The 17,048-nt window shown below is 69.1% G+C and carries 15 protein-coding genes and 1 pseudogene; 7 read left to right on the forward strand and 9 right to left on the reverse strand.

What is annotated here, in order from left to right; translation table 11 throughout:
• The first annotated feature begins 95 nt into the window (after positions 1 to 95).
• Positions 96 to 572 carry a hypothetical protein gene (locus ACIBJC_RS06800; protein ID WP_399288925.1) on the forward strand — a complete coding sequence of 159 codons (477 nt, stop codon included), beginning with the start codon at positions 96 to 98 and terminating at the stop codon, positions 570 to 572.
• Positions 573 to 613: 41 nt separating this feature from the next.
• Here ACIBJC_RS06800 and ACIBJC_RS06805 read toward each other — a convergent pair whose 3' ends face one another.
• From ACIBJC_RS06805 to ACIBJC_RS06825, 5 genes are read right to left on the reverse strand one after another with little or no spacing between them, the layout of a single operon-like run.
• On the reverse strand, positions 614 to 1,447 hold the full coding sequence (locus tag ACIBJC_RS06805; RefSeq protein ID WP_399288928.1) for a carbohydrate ABC transporter permease: 834 nt from the start codon (positions 1,445 to 1,447) through the stop codon (positions 614 to 616).
• Positions 1,437 to 2,405, reverse strand: coding sequence for a carbohydrate ABC transporter permease (locus tag ACIBJC_RS06810; protein WP_399288930.1), 969 nt, complete (start codon positions 2,403 to 2,405; stop codon positions 1,437 to 1,439). The genes ACIBJC_RS06805 and ACIBJC_RS06810 overlap by 11 nt, the downstream gene beginning before the upstream one ends.
• Positions 2,402 to 3,664, reverse strand: a complete 1,263-nt coding sequence (locus tag ACIBJC_RS06815; RefSeq protein ID WP_399288933.1) for an extracellular solute-binding protein — start codon at positions 3,662 to 3,664, stop codon at positions 2,402 to 2,404. Before ACIBJC_RS06815 ends, ACIBJC_RS06810 begins: the two co-directional genes overlap by 4 nt.
• Positions 3,665 to 3,706: 42 nt before the next feature.
• A complete protein-coding gene (locus tag ACIBJC_RS06820) occupies positions 3,707 to 5,302 on the reverse strand; it encodes an FAD-dependent oxidoreductase (protein ID WP_399288936.1) in 1,596 nt (531 codons plus the stop codon).
• A complete protein-coding gene (locus ACIBJC_RS06825; protein ID WP_399288939.1) occupies positions 5,299 to 6,348 on the reverse strand; it encodes a LacI family DNA-binding transcriptional regulator in 1,050 nt (349 codons plus the stop codon). The genes ACIBJC_RS06820 and ACIBJC_RS06825 overlap by 4 nt, the downstream gene beginning before the upstream one ends.
• Before the next feature lie 169 nt (positions 6,349 to 6,517).
• Here ACIBJC_RS06825 and ACIBJC_RS06830 point away from each other — a divergent pair, with 169 nt between their 5' ends.
• From ACIBJC_RS06830 to ACIBJC_RS06840, 3 genes are read left to right on the forward strand one after another with little or no spacing between them, the layout of a single operon-like run.
• Positions 6,518 to 8,875 (forward strand): hypothetical protein, encoded by a 2,358-nt coding sequence (locus ACIBJC_RS06830; RefSeq protein ID WP_399288941.1) that lies wholly within the window; start codon positions 6,518 to 6,520, stop codon positions 8,873 to 8,875.
• 47 nt (positions 8,876 to 8,922) lie between these two features.
• Positions 8,923 to 9,990 carry a hypothetical protein gene (locus tag ACIBJC_RS06835; RefSeq protein ID WP_399288944.1) on the forward strand — a complete coding sequence of 356 codons (1,068 nt, stop codon included), beginning with the start codon at positions 8,923 to 8,925 and terminating at the stop codon, positions 9,988 to 9,990.
• A 23-nt stretch (positions 9,991 to 10,013) separates the two neighbouring features.
• On the forward strand, positions 10,014 to 10,877 hold the full coding sequence (locus tag ACIBJC_RS06840; protein WP_399288946.1) for a DUF3592 domain-containing protein: 864 nt from the start codon (positions 10,014 to 10,016) through the stop codon (positions 10,875 to 10,877).
• 187 nt (positions 10,878 to 11,064) lie between these two features.
• Here ACIBJC_RS06840 and ACIBJC_RS06845 read toward each other — a convergent pair.
• Positions 11,065 to 11,523: pseudogene (locus ACIBJC_RS06845) on the reverse strand (flavodoxin-dependent (E)-4-hydroxy-3-methylbut-2-enyl-diphosphate synthase); the annotation flags it as partial.
• A 481-nt stretch (positions 11,524 to 12,004) separates the two neighbouring features.
• Positions 12,005 to 12,250 carry a hypothetical protein gene (locus ACIBJC_RS06850; protein WP_399288948.1) on the reverse strand — a complete coding sequence of 82 codons (246 nt, stop codon included), beginning with the start codon at positions 12,248 to 12,250 and terminating at the stop codon, positions 12,005 to 12,007.
• Between ACIBJC_RS06850 and ACIBJC_RS06855 the strand changes: the two genes are divergently transcribed.
• Positions 12,231 to 12,542, forward strand: a complete 312-nt coding sequence (locus ACIBJC_RS06855) for a hypothetical protein (RefSeq protein WP_399288951.1) — start codon at positions 12,231 to 12,233, stop codon at positions 12,540 to 12,542. The genes ACIBJC_RS06850 and ACIBJC_RS06855 overlap by 20 nt on opposite strands.
• On the opposite strand, the gene ACIBJC_RS06860 is transcribed toward ACIBJC_RS06855, so the two are convergent.
• Positions 12,438 to 13,619, reverse strand: a complete 1,182-nt coding sequence (locus ACIBJC_RS06860) for an aldo/keto reductase (protein ID WP_399288953.1) — start codon at positions 13,617 to 13,619, stop codon at positions 12,438 to 12,440. The genes ACIBJC_RS06855 and ACIBJC_RS06860 overlap by 105 nt on opposite strands.
• Before the next feature lie 317 nt (positions 13,620 to 13,936).
• Between ACIBJC_RS06860 and ACIBJC_RS06865 the strand changes: the two genes are divergently transcribed.
• Positions 13,937 to 14,818, forward strand: coding sequence for a helix-turn-helix transcriptional regulator (locus ACIBJC_RS06865; RefSeq protein WP_399288955.1), 882 nt, complete (start codon positions 13,937 to 13,939; stop codon positions 14,816 to 14,818).
• Between the two features lie 77 nt (positions 14,819 to 14,895).
• Here ACIBJC_RS06865 and ACIBJC_RS06870 read toward each other — a convergent pair whose 3' ends face one another.
• Entirely contained in the window at positions 14,896 to 15,762 is an 867-nt protein-coding gene (locus ACIBJC_RS06870) for a helix-turn-helix domain-containing protein (protein WP_399288957.1), read from the reverse strand.
• Positions 15,763 to 16,257: 495 nt separating this feature from the next.
• Between ACIBJC_RS06870 and ACIBJC_RS06875 the strand changes: the two genes are divergently transcribed.
• Entirely contained in the window at positions 16,258 to 17,025 is a 768-nt protein-coding gene (locus tag ACIBJC_RS06875) for an SDR family NAD(P)-dependent oxidoreductase (RefSeq protein WP_399288959.1), read from the forward strand.
• The last annotated feature ends 23 nt before the right edge of the window (positions 17,026 to 17,048 follow it).

Below are 17,048 nucleotides of genomic sequence, written 5' to 3' on the forward strand. Positions count from 1 at the left end.
GTGTCAGGACGCGTGCGAAATGCTTCGGACTCCCTTTCCGGCGGTGGGCGGGCCACGTTGTGACGAGCCGTGGAACAACCGAGGCCGAAGGCCCGGTGAATCGGCCGACGGGCTTTTTCGAGCAGCCGGTCTGGACCGGGCTCGGGCTCCTGGTCGTGTGTGCCGGTCCCCTGATCCTGCTGGCCGGTATCGGCGGGTACGTCCCCGATGACGACAGGCTGGGCGTCGTGGTGACCGGCCTCGTCTGGACCCCTCTCACCGTGGTCGTCCTGGTCCTGGCCGTCGTCGGCACCGTGCGGGACCAGCGCGTGTGGCGCGACCTGGACACGACCGGCGTGCGCGTCACGGGCAGGGTCACATCCGCACAGCGCGTGTGGAGCGGCGAGGACGACCGCTGCACCAGGGTCCGGATGCTGGTCACCGTGGCGGGCCGGCCACCGTTCACCACGAGCCACCTCGTCGCCGGGGAGGAGATCATCGAAGTCGGGACGGGCATCCCGGTCGACGTGCACCCGACGCGCGACCTCTTCCGCCTGGTCGCCGACCCGTCCACGGGTGGGGCGTCCCGGTAGCCTCGCCCGCGCCGAACTGCCGACGGTCTTCGGCCCGGCGTTCATTTCAGGCCGGAGTGGGACAGGCCTTCGACGAAGTGGCGCTGGGCCAGGACGAAGACGATCAGCATCGGCAGGACGGTCATCGTGGCGGCCGCGAGTTGGGTGTTCCACATCTGCCCGCCGTAGGCATCGGTGAAGCGGGTCAGGGCCTGCGGCAACGTGAACAGCTCTGGTGACGTGAGGTACACCGTGGGTTCCAGGTAGAGGTTCCAGGAGGCGAGGAAGGTCAGGATCGCCACCGCCGACAGCGCTGGTTTCGCCAGCGGCAGGCAGATCCGCCACCAGATCGCGGGCCGGCCGAGGCCGTCGAGGCGGGCAGCCTCCTCCAGTTCGACCGGGAGCGCGATGAAGAACTGCCGCATGATGAACGTGGCCAGCGCACACGGTGCGGCCAGCGCGGTCACCAGGATCAGCGGCCAGTGCGTGTTGATCAGGCCGGCCGATGTGAACATCTGGAACAGCGGCACGATCGTCACCTCGCTCGGCACCAGCATGCCGGTCAGCACCACCAGGAACAGCCCGTTCGCCCCCGGGAACCGGATCCGGGCGAAGGCGTACCCGGCCAGACTGGACACCGACAGGGTGATCAGTGTGACCAGCGTGGCGATGTAGACGCTGTTCAGATACTGCCGGGCAAAGGGCTGAAAGCTGAATGCCTCGGTGTAGGCGGACAGTGTTGGCGAGTCGGTCCACAACGACGGCGGGGCTTCGAAGATTTCCGCCAGTGGTTTGACCGACGCCGCGACCATCCAGATCGTGGGCACCACGAACGGGATCGCCAGCACGGCCAGAGCGATCACCAGGAGTACCGGCCGGACCCTGTCAGTCCTCATAGAACACCCACTTACGGCGAAGCTGCCATTGCAGCAAGGTGAGCAGCATGACGAACGACAGCAGCATCAGGGCCAGTGTCGAGCCGTAGCCGATGTCGTTGAACTCGAAGGCCTGCTGGAACACGTAGTACACGAGGACCGTGGTGGACAGCTCCGGCCCGCCGCCGGTCAGGACGGCGATCTGGGCGAAGGACTGCAAGGCTCCGACCACCGTGACGATGACGGTCAGCAGTACCGTCGGTGAGATCAGCGGCAGTGTGATCCGGGTGAAGACCGAGCGGCTGTTCGCGCCGTCGATGCGGGCGGCCTCGTGCAACTCCCGCGGCACACCCTGCAAGGCGGCCAGGAAGAGCACCACGTTGACCCCGACGCTGCGGACCACCTGGGTGAGGATCACCGATGCCATCGCGGTGTCGCCCCGCTGCAGCCAGTTCGGCCCGTCGATCCCGACCGTGTCCAGCAGGCCGTTGATGCCGCCGTTGTCCTGGAGCAGGAACCCCCAGACCAGGGTCCAGGCGACCACGGAGACCACCACCGGGGAGAAGAACAGCAACCGGAACACCGTGACACCGCGGAACTTCCGGTTCAGCAGGACGGCGATCAACAGCCCGAGCGTGATGTTGACGACCACCACGCCGCCGGAGAAGATCACCGTTGCCAGGAGCACCTTGGGCAGTTGCGGATCGTCGGCCAGAGCCGCGTAGTTCTCGCTGCCGACGAAGGTCTGTGTGCCGGTGAAGACGTTCCAGTCGTTCAGGCTGTACCAGATCGCCATGCCGACCGGCAGCAGGACGAACACGGCCACCCCGGCGAGCTGGGGCAGGATGAACAGGTAGCCGGTCAGCACGTCCCGTCGGCGGGTTGTCCAGAAGCTCGGCCCGGTTGCCCGCGCGGCGGTGGCGGTGGCAGGCGCGGCCACCTGCTCGGCGGCCCGCTCTGCGGTCTGTGACGTGCTCACTTGGCGAGAATCGGTTCGATCGCGGCGCAGACCGAGCGCAGGACGGCCGGGATGTCGGCGTCCGGCTTCCACATCGCGTCCAGCGCCGTCTTGCCCTTCTGGGCTATCTCCGCCGGGCGGGTGTGATTGGGCAGCGTGACGGCGTTCGGCATCTGGTCGACCACCGCGCCCTGGAGCTGGGCGGCGTCCAGGACCTTGTTGTTCGCGGCGAGTTCGGCCCCGGTCAGCAGCGATTTCCGCGGCGGAGGGAAGTACTGGGCCAGCTTCGCGGCGTTGACCGGATTCGTCAGGTACGCGAGGAAGTCCGCCGCCTGGTCCGGATGCTTGCTGGAGGCCAGGACGCCCACCCCGGCCTGGCCGAGGACCGCGTACTTCCCGCGGGGACCCGCGGGCAGTGGGTGGAGCCCGAAGTCGAACGTGCCGGTCAGCAGCGAGGCGCGGGAGACCTGGGCGATGGTGAAGGCGGCGTCGCCAGCGAAGAAGTCGGCGGTGGTGCCCGGACCGGGCATCGCCTTGGTGGTGAACGCCGCGTCGTGCAGGAAGGTGAAGGCCTGCCGCATCTCGGGGCTGTCGAAGGTGCAGGTCCTGCCGTCCGGACTCCAGGCTGTCGCGCCCCAACCGGTCCATACGGTGGCCAGCGTGTTCCACGCCTTGTAGTCGAAGTCGCGGATGACGAAGCCGGCCTTGCCGGTCTTGGCGTGGACGGCCGCTCCGGCGGCTGCCACCTGATCCCAGGTCGGTGTGGCCGGATCGAACTTCTGGCCGGCCTCGGCGAGCAGGTCGGTGTTCACGTACAGGGCGTACGGCGAGTTGGAGAACGGGTAGGCGTACAGCGTGCCGTCGCGGCTGAACTCCGCCGTCACGCTGCCGAGCAGGTCGTCGTAGTTCCAGCCCGGGGTGGCCTTGAGCTTGTCGGTCAGCCCGACGAGTGCGTCGGAGGCGATGAGGTCCTTCGACAGGTCGCCCATCCAGGCGAGATCCGGGGAGTTGCCGCCCGCGATCTGAGTGGTGAGCGTCGTGTTGTAGTCGGCGAACGGCAGGCTCTCGAAGGTGATGTCCGCGACGTCGGGATGGTCGGCCCGGTAGGCGTCACCGATGCTGTCCAGCAGCTTCAGTTGAGCTTCGTCCGAGGTCCAGACCGTCATCCGCAACTCTGCTGGTTTGCCCGGAGCGTCGGCCGGCGGCCCGGCGCAGGCCGCGCCGAGTGCGAGCACCGTCGTCAGGGCGACGGCGCTGAGCACCTTTCTGGTTCTGATCATGTGCGGGTTCCCTTCGATGTATGAGTGGGAGGCCGGTCCGGCTCAGTAGCCGACGACCTCGGGCCAGTGCAGTTCGACACCGGCCTCGACCAGGCGGCGCTGAAGCTGATCGACGAGTGCGGGTTCGGCGGCGACCTGCCGCGGGCTCAGCCCGCGGTCGAGGCAGAACGCGGTGAGTTCGCCCGCGGACTCGCCGATGTTCCACTCGACGGGGTGGAGCCGGTAGGCGCCGTTCGTGATGTGGGTGGTGCCGATGTTCTTGGCGGCGGGGATCAGGTTCTGGGTCCGGACCGGGACCAGGGCACCCAACGGGATCTCGAACGGAGCCGACTCGACGTCGATGTAGTTGTCGCCGCCGGTCGAGGGGTGCAGGTCGATGCGGTACATCCCCACCCCGACGGACGCCTCGAACCGGGCCGGCCCGCCGCACCCGCGAGCCTTGATCGAGATGTCCTGTTCGCGGACGGTGGTCAGCGCCTTGATCCGGCGGGATTCCCGGATGTACGGCGCCTGCGCGAAGCCGTCGGTGGTTCCCACCAGATCCCCGCGCAACCGCAGCCCCGGCCACCCGCGGCCACCGTCGGGCCGGGGTGCCTCGGTCTGCAGCCAGTAGACGTAGGCCCGGGACTGCGCCTTCGCCGCGGCCAGATGGTGCGGCCGGTCGTCGGTGTCGATGATCGAGCCGCCGACGTAGTCCAGTTGGGGCCAGTTGGCCAGCACGATGTCGCTGTCGTACAGGCCGTCGGTGAAGGTCTGCCGGGCGGCGATCCGCCGGAACTGCCACAAGTCCTGGTCGCCGGCGTCGAATCGCGGATCTCCGGAGACGTCCAGCTCCGGATTGACGATCATGGTGCGCTGCTCCGGCACCAGGGTGCGCGGATTCGGCGCGGTGAACGACAGCATCGGCGCGCCCCAGAACGGCAGCTCGAACGAGCGCCAGTCGTCGTAGTCGTCGGGCCGGGCGATGGTGTGGTCCCCGGCGACGTGGTCGAAGACGAAGCACCAGGCGATCGACTGCACGTTGGCCGGGTCGGCGATGTCGGCCGCGCTCGGCTCACCGGTGTCGGACCGCGCCTCGGCACCGACGGCGTACTCGGTGCCGGTCAGCGGAAGCAGCTCCCCGGTCTCGGTGCCGTCCAGGACGAACTCCGCCGTGATCACACTCTGCGCCCCGGTGTGCGGGTCCGCGACCGTGACCGTACGGACCACCCCGTCCACGACCTCGGCCGCGACCGGGACCGCGGGCTGCAGGACGGTCAGCCGGCCGCTCGACCGGTACGGCGCGAGGAGGGCGTCGATGACCGCGAGCGCCACCCGCGGCTCGTGGCACAGCCGGCTCACCCGGCCGCGGCCCGGGTTGAGTTCGCGCTCCGCGCGGGCCGGCGCCGACAGCGGATAGTGGTCCCGGTAGTAGCGACGGATGGATTCCCGCAGTGCCCGGTAGCGGGCGGTGACGCCGAACTGCTCCACCCAGATGTGCTCGTCCGGCGGCACCGCCTGAGAGGTGAGCTGGCCGCCCAGCCACGGGTACTCCTCGGTCATCACCACCCGGTGACCGCGTTGCAGCAGGGCGAGCGCGGCAGCCACCGATCCCAGACCGCCGCCGATGATCGCCACCTCGGTGGCGACGGTGTTCACGAGAGCCCTGCCGACCGGGCGACAACGGTGTCGCCTGCTTCGACCTCGGCCACCAGGAGCCGCTGGGTGTCCAGACCGGCCCATTCCTGCGGGTCGGTGATGATCAGTTGCTGCAGCAGCTCCAGCGCTTCGGCGGCGACCTGTTTGCGCGGTACGCGGAAGCCCGTCAGCGTCCGTCCGTCGGTGCGATGGCCGCAGACCTCGCCGAGCGCGGCGACCGAGATCTCGCCCGGCACGTCCACCCCGGCGCCGACGAGCGCGAGGACGACATCCTCGGTGAGGAAGGCGTCCTCGGCGATGATCAGCGTGGCCTCGGTGGCCCGGGCCAGTCGGGGCAGCTCGGCGACGCGTTCCTCACCGACCAGCATGAACGCCATACGGCCCGCCGCGGAGGCGGCCTCGACCGCACCGCGCCGGTCCCGCGCGGTGGCGGTGTCGCGGCCTCGGTGCACATACAGGGCGTGGCGGTGTCCGTGGTCCGCGGCCTGGTCGATCACGGCGTTCGTCGGAGTGACGTAGTCGATGCCGACATACGGCACGGCCGCGGCCGTCTCGTCCCTGCGGCCGACCGCGACGAACGGGAACTGCTCGGCGACCAGCCGCTCCAGCTCGGATCCGACCATCTGCTGGCCGAGCAGGACACAGCCGTCGGTGAGCCGCAGCCGGGTCTTGCGGTGGAGCAGACTGCGGGTGCCGTTCTCGACGGGTGAGGACGTGAAGAACAGCAGGTCCCACCCGATCGTCTCGGCCGCGCGTTCGATCCCGTTCAGCAGCGGTCCGTAGAAGTCCATGCTCTCCGGCGACAGGGCTTCCTCGTAGGTGAAGACGCCGATGATCTGGTTGTCCAGACCGGCCAGTCGACGGGCCGCCGGATCGGCGACGTAGGTGGACTGTTCGAGCGCCCGCTTGACCCGGGCACGGGTCTCTTCCGGGATACGCACGTTCGTGCCGTCACGGTCGTTCAGCACCACCGACACGGTGGTCTGGCTGACGCCCGCGATCTCGGCGATCTCGCGCTGGGTCACCCGGCGCGGCTTCGTTGGCATCGGCCCTCCATTGATAATGCGTATCTGCAACGAATATCGGTGACCTTAAACTGCCGGAAACAACGACGCAATACCCCTTGACCTACGGGTCATTCCGTTGAGATCGTCCCTTCCACCGCGCTGAAGATAGGCATTATCACGACCGTGCGCGACCAGACAGGAGCAGACGATGACAAGCCCACATGCTCAAGGTCCCCACCTCAGCCGTCGTGGCCTCCTCGGCGCGGCGCTCGCGGCCGGCGTCGTACTGATCGCCGAGCCCACCGCCGTGACGGCCCACGCCGCGGCCGGCGAAGTCACCCTGACCGCCGGCGGGATCAGCCTGCTGGCCGGCACCGGCGGCCGACTCGCCGTTCGTGACGCGGACGGAGTCACCCGCTCCGCCGGGTCGAAGTTCCAGATCAAGGACCGGCTCACCGGCATCCACCTGTCCACCGGCGGCACCCCTTCGCAGGCCACCCTGCCGGACGGAACACCGGCGATCCGGATGGACTACACGTTCGACACGGCCGCCGGACCGACCACCGTCGTCGGCTGGTTCAGCGTCACCACCGGACACGCCCGGCTGGAGTGGCGGATCACCGGCGCGGACACCCTGGTACCGGACGGCTTCCTGTTCAGCCGGGCGATCCAGGCGCCGACCGCGCCCGACGACTACATCGCGATCACCGAGTGGGTCCGGGACACCGGCGGCGGCATCCCGTACGAGGACACCGTCGGCGTCGCACACACCTCCACCTGGGGCAGCCGGCACGGGCTGTTCCTGCTGGACCGGTCACGCCAGGCCTGGACGAACGCGACCTGGGTCCACGCACCAGGAGCGGCCGACCCGGCCGGCGGGTGGACCAGCCGGGCCGACTTCTTCTTCTCCGAGACCAGGCCATCGGCCACGGCCACCGTCGGCCGCGGGCGCGAACTCGGCCTTGAGCTGACCACCGACCGTGACTTCAACCTCTACCAGGTCCCCGGCGAGCCGATGCGGCTCACCGCCCTGGTCGCCAACGGCGGCGTCGCACGCCCGGCCGAACTGCGCCTGTCGGTGCGCGACTTCGACGGCGAACAACTGGCCGACACCACCGTGTCCGGCAGCATCCCCGCGGCGGGCACCTGGCAGCACACCTTCACCGTGCCGTCGCCGGCCGCCGGCATCGCGCTCGCCGAGGTCGTCGTACGGTCCGCGGGCGACGAGGCCTTCGCCCGGACCAACCTCGCGACCCTGCCGCCGTACACCTACCAGGCCGGTGCGGACAGCATGTTCGGGATCGCCAACTACCCGTGGCTGCAACGGCCGAGCGCCGACGCCGTACTCGACCTGTGGCAGCGGGCCGGCATCGCGCTGGTCCGTATCGCCTACGACGGCGGCCCGGGCCTGCCGCCCTCCGCGTTCGAGGCGCGCGGCATGCGCCACAACATCGAACTGCAACCGTCACTCGAAGCGACCGACACCGAGGCGGCCGCCTGGGCGGCCGACAAACTGGCCGTGGCGCAAGGGGCCGGCGCCGGCTACTTCGAGGTCGGCAACGAACTGAACCGGCCGTTCAACACCGGAACAGCCGCCCAGGCCTATCTGGACAAGGCACTGCGCCCGGTCTTCGACCGGCGGGCCGCGACCGGCGCCACCATCAAGCTGATGAACAACGGGCTCGCCGGGATGGACAAACCCTGGGTGGAGAACTTCATCGCCGCCGGCGGCTGGGACCTGATCGACGCGTTCGCCTATCACCCCGGCCGCGGCAACTTCACCCCGGACTACATCCCTCCGGGCGATGACTGGAGCACCGGCCCCGAAGGCACCTACTGGAACTTCTACGGGGGACTGAAGCAACTGAAGGCCCTGATGGCCCAGCACGGCGAGAAGGAGATCTGGCTGACCGAGGCCTACGCACCGACCAAGCCGAACAGCTGGTGGCACGACACCTACCGGCATGCCGCCGAGAACGTCCTGCTCAGCCTGGCACTGGCGAAGGCCGAAGGCATCACCTGCGTGTGCTGGTACCAGTTCCACGACAGTGTGCTGGGCATGCCGCAGATCGCAGATCCGGACGACGTCGAATACCACTACGGGCTGATGAACCGCGACCTCAGCCCGAAGCCGTCGCTCCTGGCGTACGCGACCGCGGCCCGCGTCCTCGATCAGGCCACCTTCCGGGGCCGGCTGACCTTCACCGACCCGCAGACCTTCGGCCTGTGGTTCGACACACCCGCCGGCCCGGCAGTCGTCCTGTGGAACCGGGCCGACGGCTACCTGCTGAACACCTCCGGTCAACGCACCGACTGGCACTTCCCCGCCCCGGAGGTCTGGGTCGACCCATGGCCGACCAAGACCGTCCTCACCGTCACCGCCGGCGGCACCGTACGCCAGTTGGACGCCATCGGCCGCAGCCGGCAGCTCTCACCGGTCCAGGGCCGGGTGACACTCACGCTCGACGGCGCACCACGTATCTTCTACGGCCTGACACCCCTGGCCGACTCCGGCGCCCACACGCTGGCGGGCTGCCGCTTCACCACCGCGAGGACCCGCGGATGAAGCGGCGGGCGGGAGAAGGCCCGCCCGGCAGATCGCCGGCACATCCGGTGCACCCCGCTCCGCGCACCACGCCCGCCGGCCTCGGCCTGGGGTTCCTGACCGGTGGTGTGACGGGGGCGTCGCTGACCGCCTTCATCGGCGGGTGCGTCGTCGCGAAGGCGTCGCTGGTCGTCGTGGGGCTGGTTCTGCCCGCGCTCTACGGTCTGGCCTTCTTCCTCCTCACCCGGCCGCGCCACGCCCGTGAGGCGGCCGTCGTACCGCGCACGGCTCTCGCGGTGATCGAGAGCCTGGAGGCCCTCGGGGGTGAGAGCAGCGACGTACCGGTGCGGTTCGAGCTGACCGTCGCGCCGGACGACGCGCCCGGGTACCGCGTCGAGATCCGGCAGGACATCAACCTCGTCGAGCTTTCCGACTACCGGCCGCGCGGGGTCGTGGTGGTCGAGTTCCCGCCGGACAGGCCGTGGAAGGCGCGGATCGTGAAACGGCCGACGCCGCAGTGGGAGGAGCGGGCGGCCGGGGCGCATCTGGACTCGGCGCCCGGTCCGGCCATGAAGGAGGATCCCCCGGAGGGCTGTGCCGGCGGGCTGCTCACCTTCCTCGGCCTGCTGCTCGGCGCCGCCGCCGTGCTCCTGCTGTTCCGCGCCGACCTGTTCGGCCCCGACGAGAACGGTGCCTCCCCGAGGCCGTCCGTCTCCTCCTCGCCGTCCACGACCACCGTGACCTCGGCGACCGGTACGGTCACCCTCGGCCCTGGCCAGTCGATGCTCGACCAGGACGAACTGCGCAAGGCCGTCGCGTCGTTGACCCAGGACGGGGAGAAACACCGGGCGCTCACCGTCCTGGTGCGGGACCGCGTGCTGACGGTCGTCTTCTCTCCCACCGGTGTGAGGACCGCCGGGTTCGACCCGCGTTCCCTGCCCTACGATCGCCTCCCCGCGCTCGTCGAGGAGGCCAGGACCACCCTCGGCGTCGACTCCCCACGGAGCTGGCAACTGACCGCGGACATCGCGACAACCGGGTCGCTCACACTCAGGGTCGTGGTGACCGGAGACCGGGGAACGGCAACGCTGGAGGCGGACGGGCAAGGCACAGTGCTGCGGCGCAGCGGCAGTTGACCGGATCGACAGGAGGAGGGCGCATGGGCTGGGACGACTTTCTGGTCCTGTGGTGTGCGGTGTGGGGCATGGTGGCCCTGGTCGGGTACGGCAGGTCGCTGGCCGGGGTGACCAAGGCGCAGCGGACGGTCCGGCTCACGGGGCGGATCGAGCGGGTGCGGGAACCCCGGCACGGCGGGTCCCGGACGGGCGGGATCCCGGTGGTGGTCTCCTATTCCGACCCGGCCTCCGGGCAGGAGGTCATCGTGACGAACGACGGCGAGCGCGGCGAGACGATCACCGTGGCGTGGGTGGGCCGGACGATCGGGGTCAGCCACCCGCGGGGCAGACCGCATGCCTACCGGTTCTCCCATGTCCCCGAGGAGCCCAGTTCCGGGTTGGGCCTGCCGAATTCCGCGGTCTTCCTGGTCTACGCCGGGCTGGTGGTCCTCGCCGCGGTCGACGGAGGGTGGCCGTGGGCGCTGATCGGCTTCGGCGGGCCGTGGGCGGTCCTCGGGGCCGTTCACCTGCCCGGGGCGGTACGTGACAAGAACGATCGCCTCGGCAGGCTGGCCGCGATGGACACCGTGCGGGGACGGGTCGTCGCGGTCCTGAAGGACGTCGGCGTCGACCAGGACGACGGCCACACCTGGACCACCATCACCCCGGTGGTGTCGTTCACCACCCGCGAGGGCACGGCTGTCACGGCCCACTGCACATCGCATCTCCCGGACCCCGCCGGCGCGTACGGCCGTGACGTCACGGTCCACCACACACCGGCCGATCCGGCCGAGTTCACGCTGGACCGTGCGGCCGAGAACCGCTCGGAGAAGCAGGAGGTGGCGCTCCACGTCATGATGATCGTCGTGCTCGCGGCGACGGTTGTGGTGGGAGTGGCATTGCTCTGACACCAGGCGCAGGCCCAGGCGCAGAGGGGAAGGGCTGCGCGGCCGGGCGGGCTCGCTGTTCGATCGTGTCGGGGCAGCGGTCGTTCAGTGGTTGTGTTCAGGCCGAGACGGCTCGCGGTGGCCCTTGGGCTCCACGAGCCTGGTCAGTCCCTCGGTCGGTGGTGAAGGGGGGTGTGGTGCCGGCGGCGCCGGGTGAGCCCAGGGACTGGAGGATTTCGGCGATCCTGTCGTCGAACTTCTTGATGTTGCCCGGGTTGACGCGGACGGCGACGCAGCCGGCGTCGATGGCCTGGAAGACGTAGCGGGGCTGGAAGTGAATGTCGGCGATGACCGGGATCGGGGACCGCTCCACGATGCGCGGGAGGGCGTCGGCGTCGTCCTGGGAAGGGACCGCCACGCGGATGATGTCGCAGCCGGCGGCGGTGACTTCGGCGATCTGCTGCAGGGTGGCGTCCACATCCGCGGTCAGGGTGGTCGTCATGGTCTGCACGGTGATACGAGCGCTGCCACAGACCGGGACGGGTCCGACATGGATCTGCCGTGTGGGCCGGCGCACCGGTAAGGGGTGAGCCGTCGCGGTGGTGGGCGGGTCTGTGGGGGTGGCCCGGCCGAGCAATGGCGGGATGGGGAGGTCGACGGTGGTCATGGGCTGTTCCCGTCCGGCGCAGGGGTGTGGGGGAGTAGGGGGGTTCCCGGCGCGGGCCCGCAGAACGGGCCTGGGCGATCTGACGGGTCGTCGGACCCGCGTCGGTGAGGAACTGCTCGTGGCTTGCGTCGGTGAGGAGAGCGGTGGGCAGGCCGAGGGCGTGCAGGGATGGCGTTGTCTCGCAACGCACCGGCGAGCGTGCCTCTCACCCGGGACCAGGAGGCGAACGAGGCCCTGCGGTCCGGCAGAGGGTCGATGAGCGAGCGTGTACCTGGCAGCGTCGAGGTCGTCGGTCCGAGAGCAGGCGCGGATGACGCGTTCCCCGTGGCCGAAGGTGGCGCGACGGTGTCGCAGGTAGGTTTTCCGGAGTTCACGACGTCGTTGGCGACCGAGGCCCAGGCCCAGGCCCTGTAGTCGCACAGTGCCTGGGCGACGCTGCCCCGGGCGTGGGGTGTCCCGTAGGTGGACCACGCGGCGGCGGTCAGGAGGCTCGGCTGGCCGCGGCGGTCGCCATGCTTCTCAGGATGGTGGTGGCCGCGGGCCGCAGGGGTGCGTGGTCGAGGGCGGCCAGCACGGTGTGTTTGCCTTCGCGGAAGTCGTCCAGGACGGACTTCCCGGTGCGCGCGTAGGGGGTACGCGTCAGACCGCTGACCGCGGAGGTCGAGTGCCAGGAGGTGGCGAAGTCCGGCATGGTCGTCCTGGCCAGGATGATCGCAGCCGACCTCATCCAGGCCCGGCACCTGGCGCTCGTCGAGGCGATCCGCGATCAGCAGCCGGAGCGCGCCCGCGCCCGTCCGCTCGACCATGTGACCCACCTGGCCGAGGTACGGGCCCGGGTGCCGGCCGACCGCGGGGTGAGCGATGGGGTGCCTGCCTGTCACTTCACCGGCCGAGCCTGCGCGGGTGAGGCCGGGTCACACTTTCTGGTCGACCATCTGCATCTGCATGTCATTCATGCGTTCACCGTGTACTTCAACTCCGGCGAAAGCGGTTTCGATTTCGCCGAGGTCGCCGGGTGACAGTTGTACGTTGAGCGCGCCCAGGTTCTCGTTCAGGTGCGCCGGGTTCCGGGTGCCCGGGATCGGAACAATCCACGGCTTCTGCGCGAGGAGCCAGGCCAGGGCGACCTGGGAAGGTGTCGCGTTCTCGCTCTTCGCGATGCGCCTGAGCAAATCAACAACAGGCATGTTGGCCGCCAGATTTTCCGGAGAGAAACGGTCGAATGTTGCCCGAACGTCCGTCTTCGGATCCAGCTTTGAGCGGGCATCCATCGTGCCCGTGAGGTATCCCATTCCCATGGGGCCCCACGGAACGAAGCCGATTCCCAGCTCCTCGCAGATCGCGAGCACACCGTTCTTCTCCGGATCCCTTTCCATCAGTGAATACTCTGTCTGGATCGCCGTGAGGGGTTGAACGGCATGTGCTCGTCGGATGGTCCTGGCACTCGGCTCGGAGAGACCGAAGTGGACCACCTTTCCTTCCGCGATGAGTTCCTTGACCGTACCGGCCACGTCCTCGATCGGTACATCAGGATCCACCCGGTGCTGGTAATAGAGATCGAGACGGTCCGTCCGAAGCCGCTTGAGCGATCCCTCGACCACTTTCCTGATGTGGTCAGGCCTGCTGTTGAGTCCGCTTTCCGCCTTGCTGTCGAAGCCGAACTTGGTCGCGATCCTGACCTCGTCGCGGAGGGGTGCGAGTGCCCGTCCCACCAGCTCCTCGCTCGTGTGCGGGCCGTACACCTCGGCGGTGTCGAAGAACGTGACACCCCTTTCATGGGCCTCCCGAAGGACCCTGATTCCCTGGCTCATGTCGGCAGGAGGCCCGTAGTTGGCGCTGATGCTCATCGCGCCGGCCCCCATTTCCGACACCTCCATTTCTCCGAGCCTTCGTGTCCTCATTCCGCTGCCCCTGGCGGCGGTGCTTTCACTGCTCCGACCACTGCTGACCTGGGACTGATCCGAACAGGCGGACAGGAGCGACGTTCCGCCGATCAGCCCGGCCCCGACGAGACCGGTCCTCGCCATGAAGTTGCGGCGGCTGAAGGCGCCGCTGTCTTGATCATTCGATTGCGTTTCGTGCTGACGATTCTTCATAACAGGTCTCCCCTTTGGCGGATGGAGATGGCTATCGGCGGGAGTGTTACGCGGAGGGTTCACCCGATGCGCGGTCGCCGGACGTCGACAGGGAGCGAAGCCGATGCCTGTGATCAGAGGCGGACGGTCTGCTTCGGCCGTGTCGTCGTCGTGGTGACCTGGCCGGCGGTCGGCGGCCGACGCCTCGTAGACGATGCGGGTGCGCGCAGCCGAGGTACGGACCATGCAACCGGCCGCCCGGAGTGTGAGGAAGTCACTGCTGAGAGGTGTACTGACAGCACATCCCTGCGCGGACCGGCTTCTTCTAGGCTGGAGGCGTGGACAACCGCGAAGAGGTCAAAGCCTTCCTCAACTCCCGACGTGCGAGGATCACCCCTGAAGACGCCGGCCTGACGACCCACGGCCGCACCAGGCGTGTGCCGGGCCTGCGCCGCAGCGAGGTCGCCGAGCTGGCCGGTGTCAGCGTCGAGTACTACGCGAAACTTGAGCGCGGCGACCTCAGCGGTGTCTCCGAGGGCGTGCTGCATGCCCTCGGCCGAGCGTTGCGGCTGGATGAGGCTGAGCGATCGCACCTGGCGGATCTCGCCCGTGCCGCCGGCGCCCCGCGCCGTGCCCGCCGTCAGCCTTCCGCCCAGAAGGTCCGGCCCGGCGTGGCACGCGTCCTCGACGGGATGAGCGCGTTGCCGGCCTTCGTGCACAACGGGCGTCTCGATGTCCTCGCGGCGAACCCCCTCGCGGAGGCGCTGTTCGCGCCTGTGTTCGCAGAACCGGCCCGGCCCGTCAACCACGCCCGGTTCGCCTTCCTCAACCCGCGTGCCCGCGACTTCTGGATCGACTGGGAGCGGGCTGCCGACAACACCGTGGCCCTGTTGCGCACGGAAGCCGGACGCGACCCCTACAACAGGGCACTGACCGGTCTCGTGGGGGAGCTCTCCACCCGCATCGAGGCTTTCCGGGTCCGCTGGGCCTCACACGACGTACACCTGCACCGCACCGGACTCAAGCACATCCACCACCCGGTCGTCGGCGTCCTGCACCTGTCCTACGAGGTCTTCGACCTGGCCGCCGACCCGGGGCTGGCGCTGGTCGTCTTCAGTGCCGAGGCGGGCTCACCCAACGACGACGCGCTGCGGTTGCTCACCATCTGGGCCGCTGCCCACGACCCGGCCGATGCCCTGGCGAGACCCGACCAGGCGTGAGACCGGGGACCACGCTCCGGCGCTGGGCCGCCTCGGCCGCACGAACAGCCCCGTAACGGGCGATCCGCCACCCGCGATCAGCGTGCCACGTCAGCCCTCGGTTCGTGGCCGGCGGCCCAGGAGGCCAGGAAACGCAGCCCCTCGTGGGACGGAGTGCCCGGTTCCGCGGTCAGGATGACGAGCTGCTGGTCGGGATCGGTGGGACAGGCGAGGGTCTCCCAGTCGAGGGTGAGGTCGCCTGCCACGGGATGGCGGAAGGTCTTCGTCCCCGTCGAGTGGTGGGCAACATGGTGGGCGGCCCACCACTCCCGGAACTGAGGATCCCGTTCGGACAGCTCATCGACGAGTGCGGTCATGCGCGGATCGCCCGGGTTGTCCGCTGCTTCCATCCTCAGAAATGCCACGGTGTTACGCGCGGAGCTTTCCCAGTCCGCGTACAATTCCCTGAAAGCGGGATCGGTGAAGACCAGGCGCACGGAATTGCGGTGCTTCTCCGGAATCTTGGAGAAGTCCGTCATCAAGGCGGCGGCGAGGGAATTCCAGGCGAGAATGTCCATGCGGCGGCCGAGAATGAGGGCGGGGGTTTCGGTGAGATTGTCGAGGAGTCGTCGCGTCGGCGGCCGGACCTTCTGTGCCGTCTGCCGCCGTGGCCGCGTGTTCTCCTTCCCGGCCAGTTGGAGCATGTAGTCGCGCTGGTCCTCGTCCAGGCGCAGCACCCGGGCCAGGGCGATCAGGACGGGAGTGGAGGCTTCGATCCGGCCCTGCTCCAGGCGGGTGTAGTAGACGGTGCTGATCGCGGCCAGTTGCGCCACCTCCTCCCGGCGCAGACCCGGGACCCGCCGCAGGGCACCGCTCTCGGGGAGACCCATCGCACGCGTGCTCAACTCGGCGCGCCGGGCCTTGAGGAATTCACCCAGCTCACTGAGGTGTGCGTTCCTGCTCATGTCCGTCACGGTACTGCGGAAGCCGCTCCGGCACAGCTCGGCCGGGGGGTAGAGATCTATACCCGGCACATACTTCTCCAGTAAGGGAGAAGTCCGTCCACGCCTCGTCCGCGACCGGTGTTCATTTTCCCGACACACTGAGCCGAAGAGCCCCGGACGCTCAGTCGAGATACAGAGCCGCGCTCGGCATCCAAGTCCTCCTTCGGTAATTCTCTGGGGGGCAGGGTTTTATACCCGGAAAGATCTCTCCCATTGTCGCCTCCGGGAGCCGATGGCACCGTTGTATGTGTGTCCACGGGCAGATCGGAGAGACGGCTGCCGGCCCGGCGGCCTTCTCGCCGGGATTCATGACCCCGCCGGACCGGACAGGCAACGGTCCATGCCCAACGAAATGCTGGGTACGCCCGATCTGCCCGCGTAGCCGACCGGGGCGGCTGCTGTGATGCGCCGCCGCCGCTCATCCCTCCGTACATCGTTCAGAAAGAGAAGTTCCCCATGGCAACGAATCTGGCCGGCACCGTCGCTCTCGTCACCGGTGCGAGCAGCGGGATCGGCGCCGCGACTGCCCGCCGGCTCGCCGAGCGCGGCGCGTCCGTGGCGCTCGTGGCCCGCCGCAAGGCCCGTCTCGAAGAGCTGGCCGCGGAGATCGAGAAGGCCGGCGGCACCGCCCTGGTCGTCGAGGCGGACATCACCGATCGCAGCCAGGCCGAGGCCGCCGTGCAGCGGACCGTCGAGCGGTTCGGGCGGCTGGACATCCTCGTCAACAACGCCGGTCTCATGCTTCTGGGGCCCGTCGTCGGCGCGGACGTCGAGGAGTGGGAGCGGATGCTCGCGATCAACGTCCAGGGCCTGCTCTACACCACCCGCGCCGCCCTGCCCCACCTCCTCGAAGCCGCCGAGGACGGACCGCGCCGGGTCGCCGACATCGTCAACATCAGCTCCATCGCCGGACGCGTCGCCTGGAACGGCTACGGCGTCTACAACCTCACCAAGTTCGGTGTGAACGGCTTCACCGAGTCCCTGCGTCAGGAAGTCACCCAGCGGCATGTCCGCGTCGGTGTCCTGGAGCCGGGCGGAGTCGACACCGAACTCGGTTCCCACAACGACCACAAGCCCGAGGTCCGCGAAGCGATCGGCGCCTTCAACGAGCGGACCGAGGTCCTCCTCGCCGACGACATCGCCGACGGTATCGCCTACATCGTGACCCGGCCCCGGCGTGCCTCGATCGCCGAGCTCTGGATCATGCCCACCGACCAGGCCTGACGGCCACCACCACAAGGAGAACG

Source organism: Streptomyces sp. NPDC050509 (assembly GCF_044457965.1).
Classification (GTDB): Bacteria; Actinomycetota; Actinomycetes; order Streptomycetales; family Streptomycetaceae; genus Streptomyces.

Excerpts from the sequence above, each read along its gene's own strand:
- ACIBJC_RS06850 (WP_399288948.1), bottom strand. The coding sequence starts at position 12,250 with ATGAGGTCGGCTGCGATCATCCTGGCCAGGACGACCATGCCGGACTTC.
- ACIBJC_RS06805 (WP_399288928.1), bottom strand. The coding sequence starts at position 1,447 with ATGAGGACTGACAGGGTCCGGCCGGTACTCCTGGTGATCGCTCTGGCC.
- ACIBJC_RS06875 (WP_399288959.1), top strand. The coding sequence starts at position 16,258 with ATGGCAACGAATCTGGCCGGCACCGTCGCTCTCGTCACCGGTGCGAGC.
- ACIBJC_RS06840 (WP_399288946.1), top strand. The coding sequence starts at position 10,014 with ATGGGCTGGGACGACTTTCTGGTCCTGTGGTGTGCGGTGTGGGGCATG.
- ACIBJC_RS06855 (WP_399288951.1), top strand. The coding sequence starts at position 12,231 with ATGATCGCAGCCGACCTCATCCAGGCCCGGCACCTGGCGCTCGTCGAG.
- ACIBJC_RS06815 (WP_399288933.1), bottom strand. The coding sequence starts at position 3,664 with ATGATCAGAACCAGAAAGGTGCTCAGCGCCGTCGCCCTGACGACGGTG.
- ACIBJC_RS06830 (WP_399288941.1), top strand. The coding sequence starts at position 6,518 with ATGACAAGCCCACATGCTCAAGGTCCCCACCTCAGCCGTCGTGGCCTC.
- ACIBJC_RS06870 (WP_399288957.1), bottom strand. The coding sequence starts at position 15,762 with ATGAGCAGGAACGCACACCTCAGTGAGCTGGGTGAATTCCTCAAGGCC.
- ACIBJC_RS06825 (WP_399288939.1), bottom strand. The coding sequence starts at position 6,348 with ATGCCAACGAAGCCGCGCCGGGTGACCCAGCGCGAGATCGCCGAGATC.
- ACIBJC_RS06860 (WP_399288953.1), bottom strand. The coding sequence starts at position 13,619 with ATGAAGAATCGTCAGCACGAAACGCAATCGAATGATCAAGACAGCGGC.